Source organism: Streptomyces sp. NK15101 (assembly GCF_020400725.1).
Lineage (GTDB): Bacteria > Actinomycetota > Actinomycetes > Streptomycetales > Streptomycetaceae > Streptomyces.
In genome coordinates, this window is record NZ_JAINVG010000096.1 from 1 (window position 1) to 21,836 (window position 21,836).

The following is a 21,836-nucleotide window of genomic DNA, read 5'->3' on the forward strand; positions in this document are numbered from 1 at the left end:
CTCGGCGGCGGCCCGCTCGGGGGTGACGGAGGGGTGGGCGGCCCACCAGGCGTAGTGCTGGGCGAGGGTGTGGGCGCGGTCGACGGCCTCGTGGTCGTAGCCGTGGGCGAGGAGCTGGGTGAGGACGCCGGCGGCGAGCCGGTAGCGGGGGCCGACCGGGGAGAGCAGTCCGCAGGCCATGAGTTCGCCGAGGGCGGCGTCGGCGTGGGTGTCGCCGACGAGGGCCGGGAGGTGGGCCTGGTGCGGGACCTCTCCGCCGAGGGCGACGGCGAAGCGCAGGGCGGACTGGGCGGCGCGGCTGAGCCGGGAGGCGAGGAGGGCGGCGGGGGCGGCGCCCTCGCCGAGGCTGGGCAGCGGTATCTCGCGCAGTTCGACGTCGGGGTCGTCGATGCCGTCGAAGGCGGCGGCCGCGACGGTGGCCGTCGCCGCGGGGTCGGCGGGTCCGAAGGCCTCTTCGAGGGCGCCGAAGGCGTCGAACTCGGCGGGGGTGACGCGCAGCCGGTCGCGCTGCCGGAGCAGGGCGCCGGCCTGGACGAAGCGGAGCGGGAGGCCTTCGGACTCGAACCACAGGTCGCCGGCCCAGTTGGTCTCCTCCTCGGTGAGGGTGCGGCCGACGGCGCTCTCCAGGAGTTCGAGGGCGGCGGCGCGGCCGAGGCCGGCGAGGAGGACCTCCTCGACGTGGGCGTCGGCGGAGGGGGCGGGCGTGTCGGGGCCGGCGGCGAGGAGGAAGGCGCACTCGGGTGCGGCGGCGAGGAGCTCGTCGAGGGCGGCGCCGCCGAATTCCAGGTCGTCGACGACGACCACGGCGCCGATGTCGCGGAGCCGGCCGAGCAGGGCGGTCCGGTCGGGGCGCTGGCCGGGGGCGTACCGGACGGCCGTGAAGAGCTCGCGGAGGAGTTCGGTGGGCGTGCGGTGGCGGCCGGAGAGGCGGACGACCCCGTCGGGGGCGAGGTCCGCGCAGTCGGCGGCGACGGCGTCGAGGAGGGCGGTGCGGCCGGAGCCGGGGGCGCCGACGAGGCGGGCGCAGCGGCCCTGGCGGAGGATGTCGGTGAGCCGCTCGCGCTCCTCCTGGCGTTCGAGGAGCGGCAGCTCGGGTGCGGGAGGGCCGGGCGGGACGGGCGGGGCGACGGCGCGGGCGGCCTCGGCGCGCTCCTCGGGGGTGCGGGGGCGGGGGGCCTCCGGTTCCTGCCCGGGCGGGCAGGGTTCGATCTCGCTGCCGTCGACGGGGTTGACGGTGAGGAGCAGTTCGCCGGAGACGAGCCGGACGACGCGGGCGCGCGCGGGCGTCGACGCGGGCACGCCACGGCCCTGGCGGGCCTCCTCGCCCTCGGTGTCGTGACCGTACTCCTCCGACCCAGGGTTGATCGGGTCCATGGTCCAAGCCCCCAAGAAGCGGTGTCCGGTGCCCGCCGGTGGGTCCGCCCCATGTGCAGGCGGGTCCGTCAATGTGCGGGCGACCGAACCCTAGACCGTGGTCAGCGGCTCGGGAACAGGCGGGGTGCCCCCGAGACCAAGACGTCACGGTCTTGTGAGGATTGAGCGTGACGCCTGGTTCACACAGCTGCTTCACAGATCACGGGAGCCCCGGGGGTCACACGCGGGGAAGGGACTCCAGGGCGAGGCCGCCCTCGATGGCGAGGATGCGGTGGAGCCGGGTGGCGACGAGGAGCCGCTGCATCTGGGGCGGCACCCCGCGCAGGACGAGGCGCCGGCCGCAGCGGCCGGCCCTCCGGTGGGCGCCCATGATGACGCCGAGTCCGGTCGCGTCCCAGGAGTCGAGGCCGGTCAGGTCGAGCACCAGGTCGCCGACTCCGTCGTCGACGGCCGAGTGCAGGACCGTACGGGCGTCCGCCGCGCTGCGGACGTCGAGGCGGCCCCCGACGACCAGCTCGACATGGTCGCCCCTGATGTGCATATGCGCTCCCCGAGAGTGCTCCGTCTTCGCAACAACTGACTGCCGCACTGGCAGATACGTTGCGCCTTGTCAGCGAACCGATACCGAAATTCACCCCACGGAGTGAGGCGGGGTGGCGGGCCGGGCTCAGTACTTGTAGAAGCCCTGCCCGCTCTTGCGGCCGATGTCACCCGCGTCCACCATCCGGCGCATCAGCTCCGGCGGCGCGAACTTCTCGTCCTGGGACTCGGTGTAGATGTTGTTGGCGGCGTTCACCAGGATGTCGATGCCGGTGAGGTCGGCGGTGGCGAGCGGGCCCATGGCGTGGCCGAAGCCGAGCTTGCAGGCGATGTCGATGTCCTCGGCGGTGGCGACGCCCGACTCGTGGAGCTTGGCGGCCTCGACGACGAGGGCCGAGATGAGGCGGGTGGTGACGAAGCCGGCGACGTCGCGGTTGACGACGATGCAGGTCTTGCCGACGGACTCGGCGAACGCGCGGGCGGTGGCGAGGGTCTCGTCGCTCGTCTTGTAGCCGCGGACCAGCTCGACGAGCTGCATCATCGGCACGGGCGAGAAGAAGTGGACGCCGACGACGGCCTCGGGGCGCTCGGTCACCGCGGCGATCTTGGTGATCGGGATCGCGGAGGTGTTGGAGGCGAGGACGGCGCCGTCCTTGGCGATCTTGTCGAGCGAGCGGAAGATCTCGTGCTTGACGTCGAGGTTCTCGAAGACGGCCTCGACGACGACGTCCGCGTCGGCGACGGCGTCGAGCTCGGTGGTGGCGGTGATCCGGCCGAGGGCCGCCTCGGCGTCCCCGGCGGCGAGCTTGCCCTTGGCGACGAACTTGTCGTACGACGCCTTGATGCCGTCGGTGCCGCGGGTCAGGGCGGCGTCGGTGACGTCACGCAGGACGACGTCCCAGCCCGCCTGTGCCGAGACCTGCGCGATGCCGGATCCCATGAGTCCGGCCCCGATGACGGCGAGCTTCCTGGCCACGATGTTCCACCCCTTTAACGCCTGTTCACTTCTGGCTCTCCGGCGGAGATTAGCGGTCGCGGGGCGCCATGTGACCGTGAAGTAATGCGCGTCACGCCCTCTTTGACGGACGTCACACTCGCGACACCCCCCGCGCGGCCGGCGGCGGGCTCAGCCCTCGCGCACGGCGTACGTCAGGACCTTCTCGCTCAGCAGCTCCTCGATCTCGTCGAGGAGGACGAGGGCCTCGCGGGAGACGGTGGTCGCCTTGCGCCCGGCGGTCATCTCGCGGGTGATGTAGCCGACCACGGTGTTCTCGATCCAGGTGAGCTGGCCGCCGACGAGCAGTGGCAGCGGGTCGTCGGCGGCCGCGCCGGTCTCCTCGCGGAGGGTGGTCACGACGGCCTCCTGGACCTGGTCCCGCAGGTGGAAGAGGCGGGCCTTGAGGGTGGGCGCGTGCTCGATGACGTTCATGAAGGCGTCGAAGCCGTCCATGAGTCCGTACGCGGGGGACACGGCTCCGATGTCCTGGCGGAGTTCGCGCAGGACGGCCCGGGCGGCGGACTCGCCCCGGTCGCGGCCGCGGATCATCCGGGCGAGGCGGAGGGTGACGCCGTCCATCCGGTCGAGGAAGAGGTCCTCCTTCGCCGGGAAGTAGTTGTAGACGGTGTTGACGGAGACGTCCGCCGCCTCGGCGACGTCCGCGACGGTCACGCCCGCGAAGCCGTGCTCCAGGAAGAGCCCGGTCGCGATGTCCGAGATCCGCTGCTTCGTCTCGCGCTTCTTGCGTTCCCTGAGTCCCTCGGCCATGGCCTCATCCTAGGCTCCCTGAAATTTCAGTGCCTCTGAAACTTTGGTGGCATTGCAAAATTTCAGTGACTCTGTTTTCGTGGTCGTCATGACCGTCATCAGCACGGCCGGGCTCGCCCGGACCTTCCCGACCAGGAACGGCCCCGTGGAGGCCGTCCGGGGGATCGACCTCACCGTCCGGCCCGGCGAGATCCTCGGACTCCTCGGCCCCAACGGCGCCGGCAAGACCACCACCCTCCGGATGCTCACCACCCTCCTCCCGCCCACCGGCGGCGCCGCCACCGTCGCCGGCCACGACCTCGTCAAGGAGCCCGCCGCCGTACGCCGGCGCATCGGGTACGTGGCCCAGTCCGGCGGCCTCGACCCCCAGGAGACCGTCCGCTCCGAGCTCGTCACGCAGGGCAGGCTCTACGGTCTGGACCGGGCGCGGGCGACCGCCCGCGCCCGGGAGCTCGCCGCCGACCTCGGCCTCACCGAACTCCTCGACCGGAAGACCCCGGCGCTCTCCGGCGGTCAGCGCCGCCGGCTCGACCTCGCCATGGGGCTCACCCACCGACCGGAGGTCCTCTTCCTCGACGAACCGACGACCGGTCTCGACCCCGGCAGCCGCGCCGACCTGTGGGCCCTGGTGCGGCGGCTGCGCGACGAGTACGGCACCACCGTCGTCCTCACCACGCACTACCTCGACGAGGCCGACGCGCTCGCCGACCGGCTCGTGATCGTGGACAGGGGCACGGTCGTCGCCGAGGACAGCCCCGCCGGCCTCAAGGCCGCGCACGGCGTGACCACCCTCCAGGAGGCCTTCCTCGCCGCCACCGGCCGCACTCCGGCCCCCGCCGACACCACCCCCGTAGCGGTCTAGGAGACCCGTGATGCTGCTCCGCGACACCGCGCTCGTCTTCGGGCGCTACGCCCGCCAGACCCTGCGCTCCCCGTTCCAGATCTTCTTCGGCGCGCTGATGCCGCTGCTCTACCTGCTCTTCTTCGGGCCGCTGCTCACCGGCCTCCCGCTGGGCCGCGAGGGCGACTCCTGGCAGATCCTCGTCCCCGGACTGCTGCTCCAGCTCGGCCTCTTCGGCGCCTCGTTCGCCGGTTTCTCGATCATCATGGAGAAGAACTGGGGCGTGCTCGACCGGATGCGGGTCACCCCGGTCAGCCGGCTCGCCCTGCTGCTCGGCCGGGTCCTGCGGGACGCCGCGCTCTTCGTCCTCCAGGCGGTCCTGCTCGTCCTCGTGGCGATCCCGATGGGCCTGCGGGCACCGGTCGCCGGGGTCCTCATCGGCTTCGGCTTCGTCGCCCTGCTCTCCGCCGCGCTCGCCTCCCTCTCGTACGCCCTGGCCCTGAAGCTGCGCACCCCGCAGGAGTTCGGGCCCGCCGTCAACACGCTCGCGATGCCGGCGATGCTGCTGTCGGGCCTGATGCTGCCGATGACCCTCGCCCCCGGCTGGCTCGACGTGGTCTCGCACCTCATGCCCTTCCGCTATCTGGTGGACGCGGTGCGGGAGGCGTACGTCGGCCACTACACGACGCCGACCATGCTGTACGGGGTGCTCGTCGCCCTCGGACTCACCGGGCTCGCCGTGACGGTCGGCACACGCACGTTCCGGAGCGCCGGTGCGTAACTAGGCTGGGCCCATGGTCAATCTGACGCGCATCTACACCCGCACCGGCGACAAGGGCACCACGGCGCTCGGTGACATGAGCCGGACCGCCAAGACGGATCTGCGGATCTCGGCCTACGCCGACGCCAACGAGGCCAACGCCGCCATCGGGACGGCCGTCGCCCTCGGGCAGCTCGACGAGGAGGTCGTGAAGGTCCTCGTCCGGATCCAGAACGACCTCTTCGACGTGGGCGCCGACCTCTGCACGCCGGTGGTGGAGAACCCCGAGTACCCGCCCCTGCGCGTCGAGCAGGCGTACGTCGACAAGCTGGAGGCCGACTGCGACCGCTTCCTGGAGCGGCTCGACAAGCTGCGCTCCTTCATCCTGCCGGGCGGCACGCCCGGCGCGGCCCTGCTGCACCAGGCGTGCACGGTCGTCCGGCGGGCGGAGCGCTCCACGTGGGCGGCCCTGGAGGTGCACGGCGAGACGATGAACGCCCTGACCGCGACCTATCTCAACCGGCTATCGGACCTGCTCTTCATCCTTGCCCGGACGGCGAACAAGGAGGTCGGGGACGTGCTCTGGGTCCCGGGCGGGGACCGCTGAACCGGCCCCCGGGTCCTTCTTCTGCCAGACGAGGTAGCTGAGCGCGATCAGACCGTGGATGCCGACGGCCCGCCACGCGCCGTACATCCAGCTCCGCAGGCCTTCGGTGTTCCCGTCGTCGCCGACGTACGCCATGGCGAGGAGCAGCAGGGCGGTGGCGACGGCGCCGCCGACGAGCGAGCCCAGCCAGATCCTGCCCTCGTGGCGGGCCCTGGCCGTGCCGTACCGGGGTGGCTTCGGGGGCGGCGGGGCGCCGCCGAGGCGGTGGGCGGCGTGGCCGTCGAGCCATTTCACGGTGCGGTGGCCGTGACCGACGGTGTAGCCGATGTACAGCGCGGCGAGACCGTGCTCCCAGCTCGGGTCCGCGCCGTTCTTGAGGTCGATCGCGGTGGCGACGAGGAGCACGGCCTCCAGGAGCGGCTCGCAGAGCAGCAGCGCCAGACCCGTCCGGGGCATCCTCAGGAGGTAGCGGGTGGCGAGGCCGGCGGCCAGCAGGACCCAGAAGCCGACCTCGCAGAGCACGATCAGCGTGACGATCACGGTGGTTCCCCTTTCGGTCCCCTTCAGCGTCCCGTGGGGCCGGGCCCGGTTCGTCGTCGCCGGTGAGGAACCGCGTCTACATCCTTCGGCGGAGGGACGGATCGGCCCGGGCGAGGAGGTCCCGGCCCGGTGCGGCATGTTGGATGAGCACGTGACACTCCCCCGCCCGCACCGCGTCGATCTGTTCATCGCCGCCGTCGGCCTCGTCGGCGGCCTGATCCTGTGGTCGTTCGGACTGCACACCCAGCTGGACCGGCTGTTCACCCAGCGCTGGGCGACCCTGGTGCCGCTCGCGGTGATGGCCGGGTGCGAGGCGCTGCGCCGTACGGCGCCCAGGACGGCGCTGACCGTCGGCACGGTGGCGATCGTCGCGGACCAGTTCACGTACGGGAACCTGGCCACCGTCCTGATGTTCACGGACGTCGTCTACGCGGCCGTCGTGTACGGGTCGCCCGCCCACGCCCGCCGCCTCCCGTACTCCACCGGTCTCGTCACGGTGGGGGTGACGATCGGCTTCCTGGTCTGGTGGCAGAACGCGTACGCCCTGCTCGTCGGCGTGATCACCGGCATGATCTCCTTCCTGCCGGCGATCACCGGAGCGATCGTCCGCAACCACCGGGAGGCGGCGGACGCGGCCAGGCTGCGGGCCGAGCAGACGGCGCTGCTCGCCGAGATGGACCGGGCGCAGGCGGTGGTGGCCGAGCGGGCGCGGATGGCGCGGGAGCTGCACGACATGGTGGCGAACCACCTCTCGGCGATCGCGATCCACTCCACGGCCGCGCTCTCCCTCGACGAACCGGCGACCACCCGGCAGGCGTTGACGGTGATCCGGGAGAACAGCGTGGCGGGCCTCGCGGAGATGCGGCGGCTCATCGGGCTGCTGCGGGACAGCGGCGGGGAGTCGGAGCCGGGGGCCGTGCCGAGCCTGGACGCCCTGGACGCGCTGCTGGCGCGGGCCCGTACGAACGGCTCGTCCGGGGGTCTGCGGTTCGTCCTCGAGGACACCCGGCCCGCGGACGGAGCCGCGCTGCCGGCACCGGTGGAGCTGGCCGCGTACCGGATCGTCCAGGAGTCCCTGACCAACGCGGTGAAGCACGCCTCCCCCGGTACGGTCACCGTACGGGTCGGCCGCGGCGACGGGGTCCTGACCGTGGCCGTCGACTCGCCGTACGGGAAGCGGCCGGGGCCGTCGGCGCCCGGGACGGGTTCGGGTCTGGTGGGCATGCGGGAGCGCGCGGAGCTGCTCGGCGGGGAGTTCCGGGCGGCGGCCGCGGGAGCGGTCTGGCAGGTGCGGGCCGTACTGCCCGCGGACGAGAAGGCGGGGAACGCATGACGATCCGGGTGGTCGTGGCCGAGGACCAGTCCGCGGTGCGGGCGGGGCTCGTGCTGATCCTGGGCAGCGCGCCGGACATCGAGGTGGTCGGCGAGGCGGCGGACGGCGAGCGGGCGGTGGAGCTGGCCCGGGAGCTGCGGCCGGACCTGGTCCTGATGGATGTGCAGATGCCCCGGATGGACGGGGTGACGGCGACCCGTCTGGTCGTGTCGGAGGGTCTCGCCGACGTGCTCGTCCTGACGACCTTCGACCTGGACGAGTACGTCTTCGGGGCGCTGCGGGCCGGGGCCTCGGGCTTCCTGCTGAAGAACACGGACGCGAAGGACCTGATCACGGCGGTGCGGACGGTGGGGCGCGGCGAGGGGCTGATCGCCCCGGCGGTGACACGGCGGCTGATCGCGGAGTTCGCGGCCCCGAGCCGTCCGGCGGCGGACTCCGCCGTGCTGGACGTGCTGACGCCCCGGGAGCGGGAGGTGCTCTCGGCGCTGGGTCTGGGTCTGTCGAACGCGGAGATCGCGGTGCGCCTCGACATGGCGGAGGCGACGGTGAAGACGCACGTCAGCAAGGTGCTGGGGAAGCTGGAGCTGCGGAGCAGGGTCCAAGCGGCGGTGCTGGCGCAGGAGTTGGGGGTCTAGCGGGTATTCGCCGGCGTTGGTCTGGACCTCTTGACGATTGGTCCAGACCTTCCTACGCTCGCGGGGCGCGCGCACCTTTTCGGACCACCCCCACCTTGTCCGTCCGCAACTTGAGGAGCACCGTTGAGCACTCAAGCACCGACGCGCAGAGCAGGGTTCAGACACCGGACCGCCGCCGGACTGACCGCCCTGATCCTGCCCCTGGCCGCCATGGTCGGCCTCGCCTCCCCCGCCGAAGCCGCCACCTCGGCCACCGCGACCTACACCAAGACCCAGGACTGGGGCACCGGCTTCGGCGCCAACTGGACCATCAAGAACACCGGCACCACCACCATCAGCTCCTGGACCGTGGAGTGGGACTACCCCTCCGGAACCGCCGTCACCTCCGCCTGGGACGCCACCGTCACCAGCTCCGGCACCCACTGGACCGCCAAGAACGTCGGCTGGAACGGCACCCTCGCCCCCGGCGCCTCCGTCTCCTTCGGCTACAACGGCACCGGCTCCGGCGCCCCCACCGGCTGCAAGATCAACGGCGCTCCCTGCGACGGCACCACACAGCCGGGCGACAACCCGCCCTCGGCCCCCGGCACCCCGGTCGCCTCGAACGTCACCGACACCTCGGCCAAGCTCACCTGGACCGCGGCCACCGACGACAAGGGCGTCAAGAACTACGACGTCCTGCGCGACGGCACCAAGGTGACCACCACCACCGGCCTCACCTTCACCGACAGCGGCCTCACCGCGGGAACCGACTACTCGTACACCGTCGTCGCCCGCGACACGATCGACCAGACCGGCCCCGCCGCCGGCCCGGTCGCCGTACGCACCACCGGCGGAGGCGGCGGCCAGCCCCTCCCGAACGCCGTGAAGATGGGTTACTTCGCCAACTGGGGCGTCTACGGACGCAATTACCACGTGAAGAACATCGTGACCTCCGGCTCCGCGTCGAAGATCACGCACATCAACTACGCCTTCGGCAACGTCCAGAACGGCAAGTGCACCATCGGCGACGCCTACGCCGACTACGACAAGGCCTACACCGCCGACCAGTCCGTCGACGGCGTCGCCGACACCTGGGACCAGCCGCTGCGCGGCAACTTCAACCAGCTCCGCAAGCTGAAGAAGGCCTACCCGCACATCAAGGTCCTGTGGTCCTTCGGCGGCTGGACCTGGTCCGGCGGCTTCGGCCAGGCCGTGCAGAACCCGACCGCCTTCGCCCAGTCCTGCTACGACCTGGTCGAGGACCCGCGCTGGGCCGACGTCTTCGACGGCATCGACCTGGACTGGGAGTACCCCAACGCCTGCGGTCTGTCCTGCGACACCAGCGGCGCGGCCGCCTTCAAGAACATGATGCAGGCCATGCGCGCCAAGTTCGGCGCCGGCAACCTGGTCACCGCGGCCGTCACCGCCGACGCCTCCGCGGGCGGCAAGATCGACGCCGCCGACTACGCGGGCGCCGCGCAGTACATGAACTGGTTCAACGTCATGACGTACGACTTCTTCGGCGCCTGGGAGGCGAAGGGTCCGACGGCCCCGCACTCCCCGCTCACCTCGTATGCCGGCATCCCGCAGGCGGGCTTCAACTCCGCCGAGGCGATCGCCAAGTTCAAGGCGAAGGGAGTCCCCGCCAACAAGCTGCTGCTCGGCATCGGCTTCTACGGCCGCGGCTGGACCGGCGTCACCCAGTCCGCCCCCGGCGGCACGGCGACCGGCCCGGCGCAGGGCACGTACGAGCAGGGCATCGAGGACTACAAGGTCCTCAAGAACTCCTGCCCGGCCAACGGCACCGTCGCGGGCACCGCGTACGCCCACTGCGGCACCAACTGGTGGAGCTACGACACCCCCGCCACCGTGAACTCGAAGATGAGCTGGGCCAAGAACCAGGGCCTCGGCGGAGCGTTCTTCTGGGAGTTCAGCGGTGACACCGGCAACGGCGAGCTGGTCGGCGCCATCAACAGCGGCCTGAGCTAGACGGAACGGAGAAGCGGGGACGGCGCAGCACGCCGTCCCCGCTTCTTCATGCCCTACGCGACGTTCACCCTCTGCCCGGGAGGCGCCGCCTCCAGCCAGGCCATGAAGCCCGTCCGGGCGTCCTCGCTCATCGCGAGCTCCAGGCGGACGCCCTCGTACATGCAGGGCTGGATCACGGCGTCGGAGAGCAGCGCGAGTTCCTCCTCGCCCTCCGGCATCCGGCGCTCCAGGGCCACGATGGAGGAGCGCTCCAGCACCCGGCGCGGACGGGGGGAGTACGAGAAGACACGGAACCAGGAGATCTCGTCACCGCTGTAGCGGGCGACGCCGTACACCCAGCCCTTGCCGGTCGGATCCGGCTCGTCGGGGACGTCCCAGCGCAGCGAACAGTCGAAGGTGCCGCCGGCGCGCTGGATCAGTCTCCGGCGCAAGCCGAAGACGAAGAGCCCGATCACCACCAGTGCGACGACCAGGCCGCACACGAGCAGAGCGAGGAACATCTTCACCGACCTCCTCGCTGCGTCCCGTAGCCGGCACGGCCGGCAGAACCGAATACAACCTGCATCTGCATCGCCTCAGCCGCGACACGGTCCGGAAAATTCCGGATCGTGCCGCGGCTGAGGGCACTCCTGCTCGGCGCGGACCGTCAGCGGACCGCTACCGCGCGCAGCCGGACCTCGGCGCGCCGCTCGGCGGCGGCGTCGGAGTCCGTCTTCGCACGCTCCAGCGCGCGCTCGGCGCGCTGGGCGTCGATCTCGTCCGCCAGCTCGCAGACCTCCGCGAGCAGAGACAGCTTGTCGTCGGCGAACGAGATGAATCCGCCGTGGACGGCGGCGACGATCGTCCCGCCCTCGCTCGTACGGATGGTCACCGGGCCCGACTCCAGCACACCGAGCAGCGGCTGGTGGCCGGGCATGACGCCGATGTCGCCGGAGGTGGTACGCGCGATGACCAGGGTGGCCTCGCCGGACCAGACACTCCGGTCCGCGGCGACCAGCTCGACGTGCAGCTCAGCAGCCAAGGGTGGCTCCTCGGGTCACCACCCGGCGGTCGTGCCGGGTGTTGGGGTCAATTCTAGGGGGCGTGGAGAGGGGGACGGGACGGATCCCGTCCCCCTCGGGCGAGCACGGGGCTCAGGAGACGCCGAGCTCCTTGGCGTTGTTCTTGAGGTCCTCAAGGCCACCGCACATGAAGAACGCCTGCTCCGGGAAGTGGTCGAACTCACCGTCGCAGATCGCGTTGAACGCGGCGATCGACTCGTCGAGCGGAACGTCCGAACCGTCCACACCGGTGAACTGCTTCGCCGCGTGGGTGTTCTGGGACAGGAAGCGCTCGACACGGCGGGCGCGGTGGACGACGAGCTTGTCCTCCTCGCTCAGCTCGTCGATACCGAGGATCGCGATGATGTCCTGGAGGTCCTTGTACTTCTGCAGGATTCCCTTGACGCGCGTGGCGGCGTCGTAGTGGTCCTGCGCGATGTAGCGCGGGTCCAGGATCCGGGACGTGGAGTCCAGCGGGTCCACGGCCGGGTAGATGCCCTTCTCGGAGATCGGACGGGAGAGAACCGTCGTCGCGTCGAGGTGGGCGAAGGTGGTCGCCGGCGCCGGGTCGGTGAGGTCGTCGGCGGGGACGTAGATCGCCTGCATCGAGGTGATCGAGTGACCACGGGTCGAGGTGATGCGCTCCTGGAGGAGACCCATCTCGTCGGCCAGGTTCGGCTGGTAACCCACCGCGGAGGGCATGCGGCCGAGCAGGGTCGACACCTCGGAACCGGCCTGCGTGAAGCGGAAGATGTTGTCGATGAAGAACAGCACGTCCTGCTTCTGCACATCGCGGAAGTACTCCGCCATGGTCAGACCGGCGAGGGCCACGCGGAGACGGGTGCCCGGGGGCTCGTCCATCTGGCCGAAGACCAGGGCGGTCTTGTCCAGAACGCCGGAGTCGGCCATCTCGTGGATGAGGTCGTTGCCCTCACGGGTGCGCTCACCGACACCGGCGAACACGGAGACACCCTCGTGCAGCTTCGCCACACGCATGATCATTTCCTGGATCAGAACGGTCTTGCCGACACCGGCGCCACCGAACAGACCGATCTTTCCACCCTTGACGTACGGGGTGAGGAGGTCGACGACCTTCAGGCCGGTCTCGAACATCTCGGTCTTCGACTCGAGCTGGTCGAAGGCCGGGGCCTTGCGGTGGATGGACCAGCGCTCGCTGACCTCCGACTCCGCCTCGGGCTCGTTCAGGATCTGGCCCAGCGTGTTGAACACGCGACCCTTGGTGACGTCGCCGACGGGCACCGTGATGCCGTCGCCGGTGTCGACCACGGGGGCCTGGCGGACCAGACCGTCGGTGGGCTGCATCGAGATGGTGCGGACGAGCCCGTCACCGAGGTGCTGCGCGACCTCGAGGGTCAGCGTCTTGAGCGCGCCCTCCTCGGCCGGGTCGGCGACCTGGACGTGCAGGGCGTTGTAGATCTCCGGCATCGCGTCGACGGGGAACTCCACGTCGACGACCGGGCCGATGACCCGGGCGACGCGGCCCGTGGCGGCGGCCGTCTCAACAGTGGTCGTCATTACTTGTCACTCCCCGCGGTCGCGTCGGCCAGGGCTGCGGTGCCACCGACGATCTCGCTGATTTCCTGGGTGATTTCGGCCTGGCGGGCCGCGTTGGCAAGTCGGGAGAGGTTGTTGATCAAGTCTCCCGCGTTGTCGGTCGCCGACTTCATCGCGCGGCGCGTGGCGGCGTGCTTGGAGGCAGCCGACTGCAGCAGCGCGTTGTAGATCCGGCTCTCGACGTAGCGCGGCAGAAGGGCGTCGAGGACGTCCTCCGCCGAGGGCTCGAAGTCGTACAGCGGACGGAGGGTGTCCGGCTCGCCGGCCTCCTTCGCCACCTCGTCGAGGCTGAGGGGCAGCAGCCGGGCCTCGACCGCCGTCTGGGTCATCATCGAGACGAACTCGGTGTAGACGATGTGGAGCTCGTCCACACCACCCTCGGCCGTGTCCTTCTCGATCGCCTCGATCAGCGGTGCCGCGATCTTCTTGGCGTCCGCGTACGTGGGCTCGTCCGTGAAGCCGGTCCACGTGTCGCTCAGCTTCCGCTCACGGAAGTTGAAGTGCGCGACACCACGGCGGCCGACGACGTAGATGTCGACCGTGCGGCCCTCGCCCTCCAGCTTCTTGATGAGCTGCTCCGCCGCCTTGATGGCGTTGGAGTTGAAGGCACCGGCCAGACCGCGGTCGCTCGAGAGGAGCAGGACCGCGGCACGGCTCGGGTTCTCCGCCTCGGTGGTCAGCGGGTGCTTGTCGTTCGCACCCGTGGCCACCGCCGTGACCGCGCGCGTGAGCTCGGTCGCGTACGGAGTCGACGCCTGCACCTTGCGCTGCGCCTTGACGACACGCGAGGCGGCGATCATCTCCATCGCCTTGGTGATCTTCTTCGTCGCGGTGACGGATTTGATGCGACGCTTGTAGACCCGGAGCTGCGCTCCCATGAGTCAGGTCCCTTCCGTCGTCACTTCGAGACGTTGACGGCGGGAGCGTCCGCGCCGAGCAGCTTGCCGTCAGAGGTCTCGAACTGCTGCTTGAACTCCGCGATGGCGTCGGCGACGGCGGTCAGCGTGTCGTCCGACATCTTCTTGCCCTCACGGATGGAGGTCATGAGACCGGAGTGGTTCTGGCGCAGGTACGCCAGGAGCTCGGCCTCGAAGCGACGGATGTCGGCGACCGGGACGTCGTCCATCTTGCCGGTGGTGCCGGCCCAGACCGAGACGACCTGGTTCTCCGTGGGCATCGGCTGGTACTGAGCCTGCTTGAGCAGCTCGACCATGCGCTGACCACGCTCCAGCTGCGCCTTCGAGGCCGAGTCCAGGTCGGAACCGAAGGCCGCGAAGGCCTCCAGCTCACGGAACTGGGCCAGGTCCACGCGGAGGCGACCGGCGATCTGCTTCATGGCCGGGTGCTGGGCGGAGCCACCGACTCGGGAGACCGAGATACCGACGTTCAGGGCCGGACGCTGGCCGGCGTTGAACAGGTCGGACTCCAGGAAGCACTGGCCGTCGGTGATGGAGATGACGTTGGTCGGGATGAACGCGGAGACGTCGTTGGCCTTCGTCTCGACGATCGGCAGACCGGTCATCGAACCGGCACCCAGCTCGTCCGAGAGCTTCGCGCAGCGCTCGAGGAGACGGGAGTGCAGGTAGAAGACGTCACCCGGGTAGGCCTCACGGCCCGGCGGGCGGCGCAGCAGCAGCGACACGGCGCGGTAGGCGTCGGCCTGCTTCGACAGGTCGTCGAAGACGATCAGGACGTGCTTGCCCTGGTACATCCAGTGCTGACCGATGGCGGAACCGGTGTACGGCGCCAGGTACTTGAAGCCGGCCGGGTCGGACGCCGGGGCGGCGACGATCGTCGTGTACTCGAGCGCGCCGGCCTCTTCCAGGGCGCCGCGAACGGACGCGATGGTCGAGCCCTTCTGGCCGATGGCGACGTAGATGCAGCGGACCTGCTTGTTCACGTCACCCGAGCGCCAGTTGTCGCGCTGGTTGATGATGGTGTCGACACAGAGCGCGGTCTTGCCGGTCTGACGGTCACCGATGATCAGCTGACGCTGACCACGGCCGACCGGCGTCATGGCGTCGACGGCCTTGTAGCCGGTCTCCATCGGCTCGTGCACCGACTTACGGGCCATAACGCCCGGGGCCTGCAGCTCGAGGGCGCGGCGGCCCTCGGTCGCGATCTCGCCGAGACCGTCGATCGGGTTACCGAGCGGGTCGACGACGCGACCCAGGTAGCCCTCACCGACACCTACGGAGAGGACCTCGCCGGTGCGCTGCACCGACTGACCCTCCTCGATGCCGCTGAACTCGCCGAGGACGATGGCACCGATCTCGCGCTCCTCGAGGTTGAGGGCGAGGCCGAGGGTGCCGTCCTCGAACTTCAGCAGCTCGTTCGCCATGGCCGAGGGAAGACCCTCGACCTTCGCGATACCGTCACCGGCCAGGCTGACCGTGCCGACCTCCTCGCGCGAGGCCGCGTCCGGCTGGTACGACTGGACGAAGGTCTCCAGTGCGTCCCGGATCTCCTCCGGCCGGATCGTGAGCTCCGCCATCTGGGTTCCCTGCTCTCCTTGTTGGGCCCGAAGTTTCTTAAGGGGTCTGGGGGCCGACCCCCAGGAATCTTCTGCAATCTCTGCACGGCCCAACCGGGCCGCTGGTGATGCTGTGTAGCTGTACTGCCTTGGTGCTGCTGTGGTCGCTGCCGTCAGCCGGCCAGTCGACGGGTCGCCTCGCCGAGGCGCTCCGCGATGGAACCGTCGATGACCTCGTCGCCGACACGCACCGTGATCCCGCCGAGGACCGCGGGGTCCACGTCCAGGTTCAGGTGCATCTCGCGGCCGTACAGCTTCGCCAGTACGGCACCGAGGCGCTGCTTCTGCCGATCCGACAGCGGCACCGCCGAGGTGACGACGGCGACCATCCGGTCCCGGCGCGCCGCGGCGAGCTTGGACAGGGACTCGAGTCCCGCTTCCAGGCTACGTCCCCGGGGCTGGGTCACCAGACGGACGACCAGACGCTCGGTGGTCGCGTGGGCCTTGCCGCCGAGCAGGCTGCGCAGCAGCGTGCCCTTCGCGGTGGCCGTGGCGGCCTTGTCCGTCAGCGCCGAGCGCAGCTCGTTGCTGGAGGACACGATCCGGCCGAACCGGAACAGCTCGTCCTCGACGTCGTCCAGGGCGCCCGCCTTCTGCGCCGCGGTGAGGTCGGCGGTGTTCGCCAGCTCCTCGGCCGCGTCGACGAGGTCGCGCGAGCGCGACCAGCGGGAGCGGACCATGCCCGAGACCAGGTCGACGGTCTCGCCGCCCACCTGTCCGCGCAGGAGTCGCTGCGCGAGCTCGGCCTTGGCCTCGCCCGACTGGGCGGGGTCGGTCAGGACCCGGCGCAGCGACACCTCGCGGTCGAGCAGCACGGTGACGGCGGCCAGCTCGTCCGCGAGCTTCTTCGCGTCGACCGGCGTGTTGTCGGTCAGCGCGTCGAGGGACTCACGGGCGGCGGACAGTGCCTCGCGGCTCGCTCCGTTCATCGGACAGCCTCGGCCTTCTCCTCGAGCTCGTCGAGGAAGCGGTCGATGGTGCGGCTCTGGCGGGCGGCGTCCTCGAGGGACTCGCCGACCAGCTTGCCGGCCAGGTCGGTCGCGAGCTTGCCCACGTCCTGGCGCAGCGACGCGGAGGCGGCCTTGCGGTCGGCCTCGATCTGCGCGTGGCCGGCCGCGATGATCTCCTCGCGCTGGCGCTGGCCTTCCGCCTTCATCTCCTGGATGATCGCGGTGCCCTGCTCCGTGGCCTCCTGGCGAAGACGCGCGGCCTCGTGGCGAGCCTCGGCGAGCTGGGCCTTGTACTGCTCCAGCACACTCTGAGCCTCGATCTGGGCCGACTCGGCCTTCTCGATGCCACCCTCGATGGCCTCGCGGCGCTCTTCCAGAACCTTGTTGATGTTCGGGAGGAGCTTCTTGGCGAGGAAGCCGAAGACGATGACGAAGGCGATCAGGCCGATGACGAGCTCGTCGAGATGCGGGATGAGAGGAGGCTGCGCCTCTTCACCCTGCGCAAGAAGCAGAGCGTTCACATCAGTGCCTTCCGTAAAAAGAATCGGGCAGTCGGTCCGGCTTACTGGTAGACGAAGCCCATGACGATGCCGATGAGGGCGAGCGCCTCACAGAAGGCGAAGCCCATGATCTGGTTGGTACGGATGAGACCGGCGGCCTCGGGCTGGCGGGCGAGCGCCTGCGTACCGTTACCGAAGATGATGCCGACGCCGACGCCGGGGCCGATCGCGGCGAGGCCGTAACCGATCGACGCGACGTTGCCGACGACGTTCTCCTTGGCGCCGGCGGCGAGGTTGACCATGTCGAGAGCAGCGGACATGCCGTTACTTCCTTCTCTTTCAATGACCCGGTGGGGGTTGGCCACCGGACGACTGATTGGTTTCGGGGGTGGAGCTACGGGGCCGGGGAGGCTCAGTGGTGCTCGGAGAGCGCGCCCTGGACGTAGCTGCAGGCCAGGAGGACGAAGACGTACGCCTGGACGGCCTGGATGAAGAGCTCGAAGGCGGTCATCACGAGGACCATCACGAACGAGGCGCCGGCGTAGACGAAGCCCAGGCCGTTCATGAGGTACCAGGTGGCCAGCGAGAACATCACGATCAGCAGGTGACCGGCGAACATGTTCGCGAACAGTCGCACCGCGTGCGTGAAGGGCCGGATCAGCAGGTTCGAGAAGAACTCGAGGACGACGACCATCGGGAGGATGGCACCGAGGGACTTGTCGTAACCGACGATGTTCTTCCAGCCACCCACGAAGCCGTGCTTCTTGAAGGTGAGCGAGATCCACATGAAGTACACGATCAGCGCGAGACCAGCCGGGAAGGCGATCAGCGAGGTGACCGGGAACTGGGCGAGCGGAACGATCGACCAGAGGTTCATGATCCAGACGAAGAAGAACAGCGACACCATGAAGGGGACGTACTTCTCGCCGTCCTTCTTGCCGATGATCTCGTAGACGATGCCGCGGCGCACGAAGTCGTAACCGGCCTCGCCGACCATCTGCATCTTGCCGGGGATCAGCTTGGGCTTGTTGAAGGCGGCCCAGAAGAACCCGACGACCACGATGGAGCCCAGCAGAGCGAGCAGCATCGGCTTGGTGATCTCGATGCCGGCCACCGTGGCGATGGGCTCGTACATGAACGTGTGCAGGCCCGGAGCCGGGAAGCCACATCCACTGAAGATGTGGCAATCCGGGTCGAAGGCAAGCGTCTGGTCAGCACTCACCGCGGGCTCCTTCAGCGTGGCGCATAGGTACGGCAACCTCGTTGTGTCGGCGCGGCGCACAGCCGCGGGTCGGCACTGGACTGGTCTTACGAATAAGGGGGCGGCGGTTCGGCGTCGAGCCTCTCGCTGGGACAGGCGCCGTTTCGGATGCCCGCGTCCGCAGTGCCGCAGTTGGAACCGGACGATAGCAGGAAGCCGAACGCGGCTTTATCCCGGCCCTACCCTTCACGACTTGGACCCCGTGTTTCCGGGGTCGATGTACGTGATCTTGGCCTTCATGTAGGCCCGGGCCTGTGCGGCGACCCACACCACGGTCGTCGCGAGCAGCGTGAAGGCGAAGGCCTTGAAGTCGAACAGCGTGGTGTTCTTCAGCAAGGCCAGGAAGATGAAGAGCACCAGCAGCTGGGCCGTGTAGAGCATCAGCCCCATGGCCTGGAAGAGGTGCGGAAGCGACTTGGCCGTCCGCTGGAGAACCACCTGCCCGATCCCCATGAAGAGGATGACCACCAGGGTGCCGACGACGGCGCCGATCGCACCCTTGCCACCGGCGACCACCCCGCTGACGACCGTGGCGACGGCGCCGACGGCTGCGGAGGGTACGGCGGTGTGCAGAAGGATGCGTGCGTCGTTCGACGGCATGGCGGTGTCTCCGCTTGCTCTGGAGGGGGCGATGGTGTCGTCATGGACGAGCGTAAGCCCGGTCCGAGGTGGGTCTCGGGGCCAACAGACCGTCGCACTACGGTCTTTCGGCACTGTCGCCGGGTCTCGTGAACCGTATCACAAACTATTTGAATAGGTCTTTACCCAGAAGGTGTGCCAACGGTCACACATGAGAGTTACCCCGCGCGTGTGTGCGCGACAGCGGGGCACCTTGTCTGCTATTGGCCCCCGCTGAGGCTTTCGTCAACCGCGTGCCCCGGCCTTACTCCTGTCGGTGAAGCGCGAACGGTGACCGATGGCGGTCGCCCCGTTGACCCCCGCGGGCACGGGTTCCCGCTCCTCTTCGACCGGCTCGGCGGAGCCGACGGACCCGAGGGGCTCCGTCGTCACGGCGGCCGGCTTGCGGCGCCGGTAGCGGGGCGGCACCACGGACTGGGCCCAGCGCGGAGCGCGCGGCGTGAAGCGCGGCAGCAGGAGCAGCACCAGACCGATCGCGCTCAGCGCGACGACGCCGAGGACGATCCACATCGAGGTCGAGTGGACCGAGTAGGCCAGCGTGCCGAAGGCGATGAGCGCCGACCAGAAGTACATGATCAGCACCGCGCGGCTGTGCGAGTGCCCGATCTCCAGGAGCCGGTGGTGCAGGTGGCCGCGGTCGGCCGCGAACGGCGACTGCCCCTTCCACGTGCGGCGCACGATCGCGAGGACCAGGTCCGCCATCGGGATCGCGATGATGGTCAGCGGCAGCACGAGCGGGATGAAGACCGGCAGGGCGGCGTGGGTGGCCTCACGGGTCGAGCCCTCGAAGAGCCGCAGCACGTCGGGGTCGACCTGGCCCGTGATCGAGATCGCGGAGGCCGCCAGGATCAGGCCGATCAGCATCGAGCCCGAGTCGCCCATGAAGATGCGCGCCGAGTGCATGTTGTGCGGCAGGAAGCCCAGGCACATGCCCATGAGGATCGCGGCGAAGAGGGTCGCGGGGGCGGCCGCCTCGATCGTGTAGCCGTACCAGAGCCGGTACGCGTACAGGAAGAAGGCCGCGGCGGCGATGCAGACCATGCCGGCGGCGAGACCGTCGAGGCCGTCGACGAAGTTCACGGCGTTGATGGTGAGGACCACCAGGGCGACCGTGAGGAGCGTGCCCTGCCAGGGGGTGAGGGCGACCGTGCCGACGCCGGGGATCGGCAGCCACAGGATCGTCAGACCCTGCGCGACCATCACGCCCGCCGAGATCATCTGCGCGCCCAGCTTGATGAGCGCGTCCAGCTCGAACTTGTCGTCGAGGACGCCGATCAGCCAGATGAGGGCGGCGCCGGAGAGCAGCGCGCGGGGCTCGTTGGACTGCTCGAAGACGCTGTTCAGGTTCTGCAGGTGGTCGGCGACGAGCAGTCCCGCGCACAGCCCGAAGAACATGGCGATGCCACCGAGCCGCGGAGTCGGTTCTCGGTGCACGTCGCGGGCGCGGATCTCCGGCATCGCCCCGGTCGCGATGGCGAACTTCCGCACCGGACCGGTGAGCAGATAGGTCACCGCAGCCGTGACACAGAGCGTCAGCAGGTAATCACGCACGGGCTGCCCCACAGGAATCGCTGGCCATCTCAGCCCCACACCCTAGCCGTGCCGTCCATGTGGTCTGAGACACCGGGGGCGTCCGAACGGTTGCGCTCGGGCTCCCGTCAGCGCCCATACGGGGGAAATCGGGAGGTCAACTCCCGTACCTCGGCGCGTGCCCGGGCCGTTTCCCCCGGGTCATCTCGCAACGCGACGGTGAACAGTGCGGCAATTCTCGCCATCTCCGGGGCGCCCATGCCCTGGGTGGTGACGGCCGCGGTGCCGAGCCGGATCCCGCGGCCCTCCCCATACGGAAGGGCACAGGTGTCGAGCACCATGCCGGCGGCGGCGAGCCGGGCGCGGGCGGCGCGGCCCTCGACGCCGAGGGGGGCCGGGTCCGCGGTGATGAGGTGGGTGTCGGTGCCGCCGGTGGTCACCGCGAAGCCCTCGGCGGCGAGCGCGGCAGCGAGGACCTCGGCGTGTTCCACCACCTGATGGGCGTACGCCGTGAACGCCGGCGTGGACGCCTCGCCGAAGGCCACCGCCTTGGCCGCGATCGTGTGCATCTGGGCGCCGCCCTGCGTGAACGGGAACACCGCCCGGTCGACCCGGCCCGCGAGCTCCTCGCCGCACAGGATCATTCCGCCGCGCGGCCCGCGCAGCACCTTGTGGGTGGTCGCGCAGACCACGTCGGCGTACGGGACGGGGCTGGGGGCCGCTCCCCCGGCGACCAGGCCGATGGGGTGGGCCGCGTCCGCGATGAGATAGGCGCCGACCTCGTCGGCGATCTCGCGGAAGACCGCGTAGTCGAGGTGGCGGGGGTACGAGATGGAGCCGCAGACGATCGCCTTCGGACGGTGGTGGCGGGCGAGGGCGGCGACCTGCTCGTAGTCGACGAGTCCGGTGTCGGCGTCGACGCCGTACGGGACGAAGTCGAACCAGCGGCCGGAGAAGTTCGCGGGCGAACCGTGCGTGAGGTGCCCGCCGTGGCCGAGACCCATGGCCAGGACCGTGTCACCGGGCCTGAGAAGGGCCGCGTACGCCGCCAGGACGGCCGAGGAGCCGGAGTGGGACTGCACGTTCGCGTGGTCGGCTCCGAAGAGCGCGGTGGCCCGCTGGACGGCGATCCGCTCGGCCGCGTCGGCGTACTCGCAGCCGCCGTGGTGCCGGGCCCCCGGGTAGCCCTCGGCGTACTTGTTGGCGAGCGGGGAGCCGAGGGCGGCGAGGACGGCGGGCGAGGTGAAGTTCTCGGCCGCGATCAGCTGCAGGCTGTCGGCCTGCCGCCGCGCCTCGCCGAGCAGCACGTCGGCGACCTCGGGGTCCTGCCGGCGCAGGACGTCGAGCTCCTCATCGGGTGGCGCGGTGACGGACATGGCTGACTCCGGACGTGGAGGGATGTCAGCACCAATGTAGGCAGCCGCACCCCGCCCCGCCTCCTG

The 21,836-nt window shown here is 70.0% G+C and carries 22 protein-coding genes and 1 pseudogene; 6 read left to right on the forward strand and 17 right to left on the reverse strand.

The window, feature by feature from the left end:
• The 4 genes and pseudogenes from K7G60_RS33060 to K7G60_RS33075 all read right to left on the reverse strand — a co-directional run.
• Positions 1 to 1,374: pseudogene (locus K7G60_RS33060) on the reverse strand (ATP-binding protein); the annotation flags it as partial.
• A 217-nt stretch (positions 1,375 to 1,591) separates the two neighbouring features.
• Positions 1,592 to 1,915 carry an STAS domain-containing protein gene (locus K7G60_RS33065; protein WP_030210572.1) on the reverse strand — a complete coding sequence of 108 codons (324 nt, stop codon included), beginning with the start codon at positions 1,913 to 1,915 and terminating at the stop codon, positions 1,592 to 1,594.
• 126 nt (positions 1,916 to 2,041) lie between these two features.
• The gene (locus K7G60_RS33070; RefSeq protein WP_225804655.1) at positions 2,042 to 2,890 is read right to left on the reverse strand and encodes a 3-hydroxyacyl-CoA dehydrogenase family protein; all 849 of its coding nucleotides are present in this window, start codon (positions 2,888 to 2,890) and stop codon (positions 2,042 to 2,044) included.
• Between the two features lie 150 nt (positions 2,891 to 3,040).
• Positions 3,041 to 3,679 carry a TetR/AcrR family transcriptional regulator gene (locus K7G60_RS33075; protein WP_225804656.1) on the reverse strand — a complete coding sequence of 213 codons (639 nt, stop codon included), beginning with the start codon at positions 3,677 to 3,679 and terminating at the stop codon, positions 3,041 to 3,043.
• An 88-nt stretch (positions 3,680 to 3,767) separates the two neighbouring features.
• Here K7G60_RS33075 and K7G60_RS33080 point away from each other — a divergent pair, with 88 nt between their 5' ends.
• Genes K7G60_RS33080 through K7G60_RS33090 form a run of 3 tightly spaced genes read left to right on the forward strand, consistent with a single transcriptional unit; the run spans position 3,768 to position 5,887 of the window.
• On the forward strand, positions 3,768 to 4,541 hold the full coding sequence (locus K7G60_RS33080; RefSeq protein WP_225804657.1) for an ABC transporter ATP-binding protein: 774 nt from the start codon (positions 3,768 to 3,770) through the stop codon (positions 4,539 to 4,541).
• A gap of 10 nt (positions 4,542 to 4,551) precedes the next feature.
• Complete coding sequence (locus tag K7G60_RS33085; protein ID WP_225804658.1) at positions 4,552 to 5,301, forward strand: ABC transporter permease; 750 nt, start codon at positions 4,552 to 4,554, stop codon at positions 5,299 to 5,301.
• Between the two features lie 13 nt (positions 5,302 to 5,314).
• A complete protein-coding gene (locus K7G60_RS33090) occupies positions 5,315 to 5,887 on the forward strand; it encodes a cob(I)yrinic acid a,c-diamide adenosyltransferase (protein ID WP_225804659.1) in 573 nt (190 codons plus the stop codon).
• Here the strand turns inward: K7G60_RS33090 and K7G60_RS33095 are convergent.
• A complete protein-coding gene (locus tag K7G60_RS33095; protein WP_225804660.1) occupies positions 5,804 to 6,427 on the reverse strand; it encodes a hypothetical protein in 624 nt (207 codons plus the stop codon). The genes K7G60_RS33090 and K7G60_RS33095 overlap by 84 nt on opposite strands.
• A 136-nt stretch (positions 6,428 to 6,563) precedes the next feature.
• Between K7G60_RS33095 and K7G60_RS33100 the strand changes: the two genes are divergently transcribed.
• The 3 genes from K7G60_RS33100 to K7G60_RS33110 all read left to right on the forward strand — a co-directional run bounded on the left by K7G60_RS33100 (position 6,564) and on the right by K7G60_RS33110 (position 10,366).
• Positions 6,564 to 7,760 (forward strand): sensor histidine kinase, encoded by a 1,197-nt coding sequence (locus K7G60_RS33100; RefSeq protein ID WP_225804661.1) that lies wholly within the window; start codon positions 6,564 to 6,566, stop codon positions 7,758 to 7,760.
• On the forward strand, positions 7,757 to 8,395 hold the full coding sequence (locus K7G60_RS33105) for a response regulator transcription factor (RefSeq protein WP_225804662.1): 639 nt from the start codon (positions 7,757 to 7,759) through the stop codon (positions 8,393 to 8,395). Before K7G60_RS33100 ends, K7G60_RS33105 begins: the two co-directional genes overlap by 4 nt.
• A 210-nt stretch (positions 8,396 to 8,605) precedes the next feature.
• Positions 8,606 to 10,366, forward strand: a complete 1,761-nt coding sequence (locus K7G60_RS33110) for a glycoside hydrolase family 18 chitinase (protein ID WP_308082848.1) — start codon at positions 8,606 to 8,608, stop codon at positions 10,364 to 10,366.
• Between the two features lie 53 nt (positions 10,367 to 10,419).
• Here K7G60_RS33110 and K7G60_RS33115 read toward each other — a convergent pair whose 3' ends face one another.
• The 12 genes from K7G60_RS33115 to glyA all read right to left on the reverse strand — a co-directional run bounded on the left by K7G60_RS33115 (position 10,420) and on the right by glyA (position 21,770).
• Positions 10,420 to 10,866, reverse strand: coding sequence for a DUF2550 domain-containing protein (locus K7G60_RS33115; RefSeq protein ID WP_190154768.1), 447 nt, complete (start codon positions 10,864 to 10,866; stop codon positions 10,420 to 10,422).
• Positions 10,867 to 11,012: 146 nt separating this feature from the next.
• Positions 11,013 to 11,387: a F0F1 ATP synthase subunit epsilon gene (locus K7G60_RS33120; RefSeq protein ID WP_225804664.1), complete on the reverse strand. Its 375-nt coding sequence runs from the start codon at positions 11,385 to 11,387 to the stop codon at positions 11,013 to 11,015.
• A 112-nt stretch (positions 11,388 to 11,499) separates the two neighbouring features.
• Positions 11,500 to 12,942 (reverse strand): F0F1 ATP synthase subunit beta, encoded by a 1,443-nt coding sequence (gene atpD / locus K7G60_RS33125; protein WP_225804665.1) that lies wholly within the window; start codon positions 12,940 to 12,942, stop codon positions 11,500 to 11,502.
• Entirely contained in the window at positions 12,942 to 13,859 is a 918-nt protein-coding gene (locus tag K7G60_RS33130; RefSeq protein WP_225804666.1) for a F0F1 ATP synthase subunit gamma, read from the reverse strand. Before K7G60_RS33130 ends, atpD begins: the two co-directional genes overlap by 1 nt.
• 20 nt (positions 13,860 to 13,879) lie before the next feature.
• A complete protein-coding gene (gene atpA / locus K7G60_RS33135) occupies positions 13,880 to 15,475 on the reverse strand; it encodes a F0F1 ATP synthase subunit alpha (RefSeq protein WP_225804667.1) in 1,596 nt (531 codons plus the stop codon).
• A gap of 152 nt (positions 15,476 to 15,627) precedes the next feature.
• Entirely contained in the window at positions 15,628 to 16,443 is an 816-nt protein-coding gene (locus K7G60_RS33140) for a F0F1 ATP synthase subunit delta (protein ID WP_225804668.1), read from the reverse strand.
• Positions 16,440 to 16,985, reverse strand: a complete 546-nt coding sequence (locus K7G60_RS33145; RefSeq protein ID WP_225804669.1) for a F0F1 ATP synthase subunit B — start codon at positions 16,983 to 16,985, stop codon at positions 16,440 to 16,442. The genes K7G60_RS33140 and K7G60_RS33145 overlap by 4 nt, the downstream gene beginning before the upstream one ends.
• Positions 16,986 to 17,026: 41 nt before the next feature.
• Positions 17,027 to 17,284, reverse strand: a complete 258-nt coding sequence (gene atpE, locus K7G60_RS33150; RefSeq protein ID WP_093874070.1) for an ATP synthase F0 subunit C — start codon at positions 17,282 to 17,284, stop codon at positions 17,027 to 17,029.
• A gap of 92 nt (positions 17,285 to 17,376) precedes the next feature.
• The gene (gene atpB / locus K7G60_RS33155) at positions 17,377 to 18,186 is read right to left on the reverse strand and encodes a F0F1 ATP synthase subunit A (RefSeq protein WP_225804670.1); all 810 of its coding nucleotides are present in this window, start codon (positions 18,184 to 18,186) and stop codon (positions 17,377 to 17,379) included.
• Between the two features lie 225 nt (positions 18,187 to 18,411).
• On the reverse strand, positions 18,412 to 18,825 hold the full coding sequence (locus K7G60_RS33160; RefSeq protein WP_225804671.1) for a hypothetical protein: 414 nt from the start codon (positions 18,823 to 18,825) through the stop codon (positions 18,412 to 18,414).
• Between the two features lie 264 nt (positions 18,826 to 19,089).
• Positions 19,090 to 20,415 carry an MraY family glycosyltransferase gene (locus K7G60_RS33165; RefSeq protein WP_225804672.1) on the reverse strand — a complete coding sequence of 442 codons (1,326 nt, stop codon included), beginning with the start codon at positions 20,413 to 20,415 and terminating at the stop codon, positions 19,090 to 19,092.
• Positions 20,416 to 20,522: 107 nt separating this feature from the next.
• Positions 20,523 to 21,770 carry a serine hydroxymethyltransferase gene (gene glyA / locus K7G60_RS33170; protein WP_225804673.1) on the reverse strand — a complete coding sequence of 416 codons (1,248 nt, stop codon included), beginning with the start codon at positions 21,768 to 21,770 and terminating at the stop codon, positions 20,523 to 20,525.
• Positions 21,771 to 21,836: the final 66 nt, after the last annotated feature.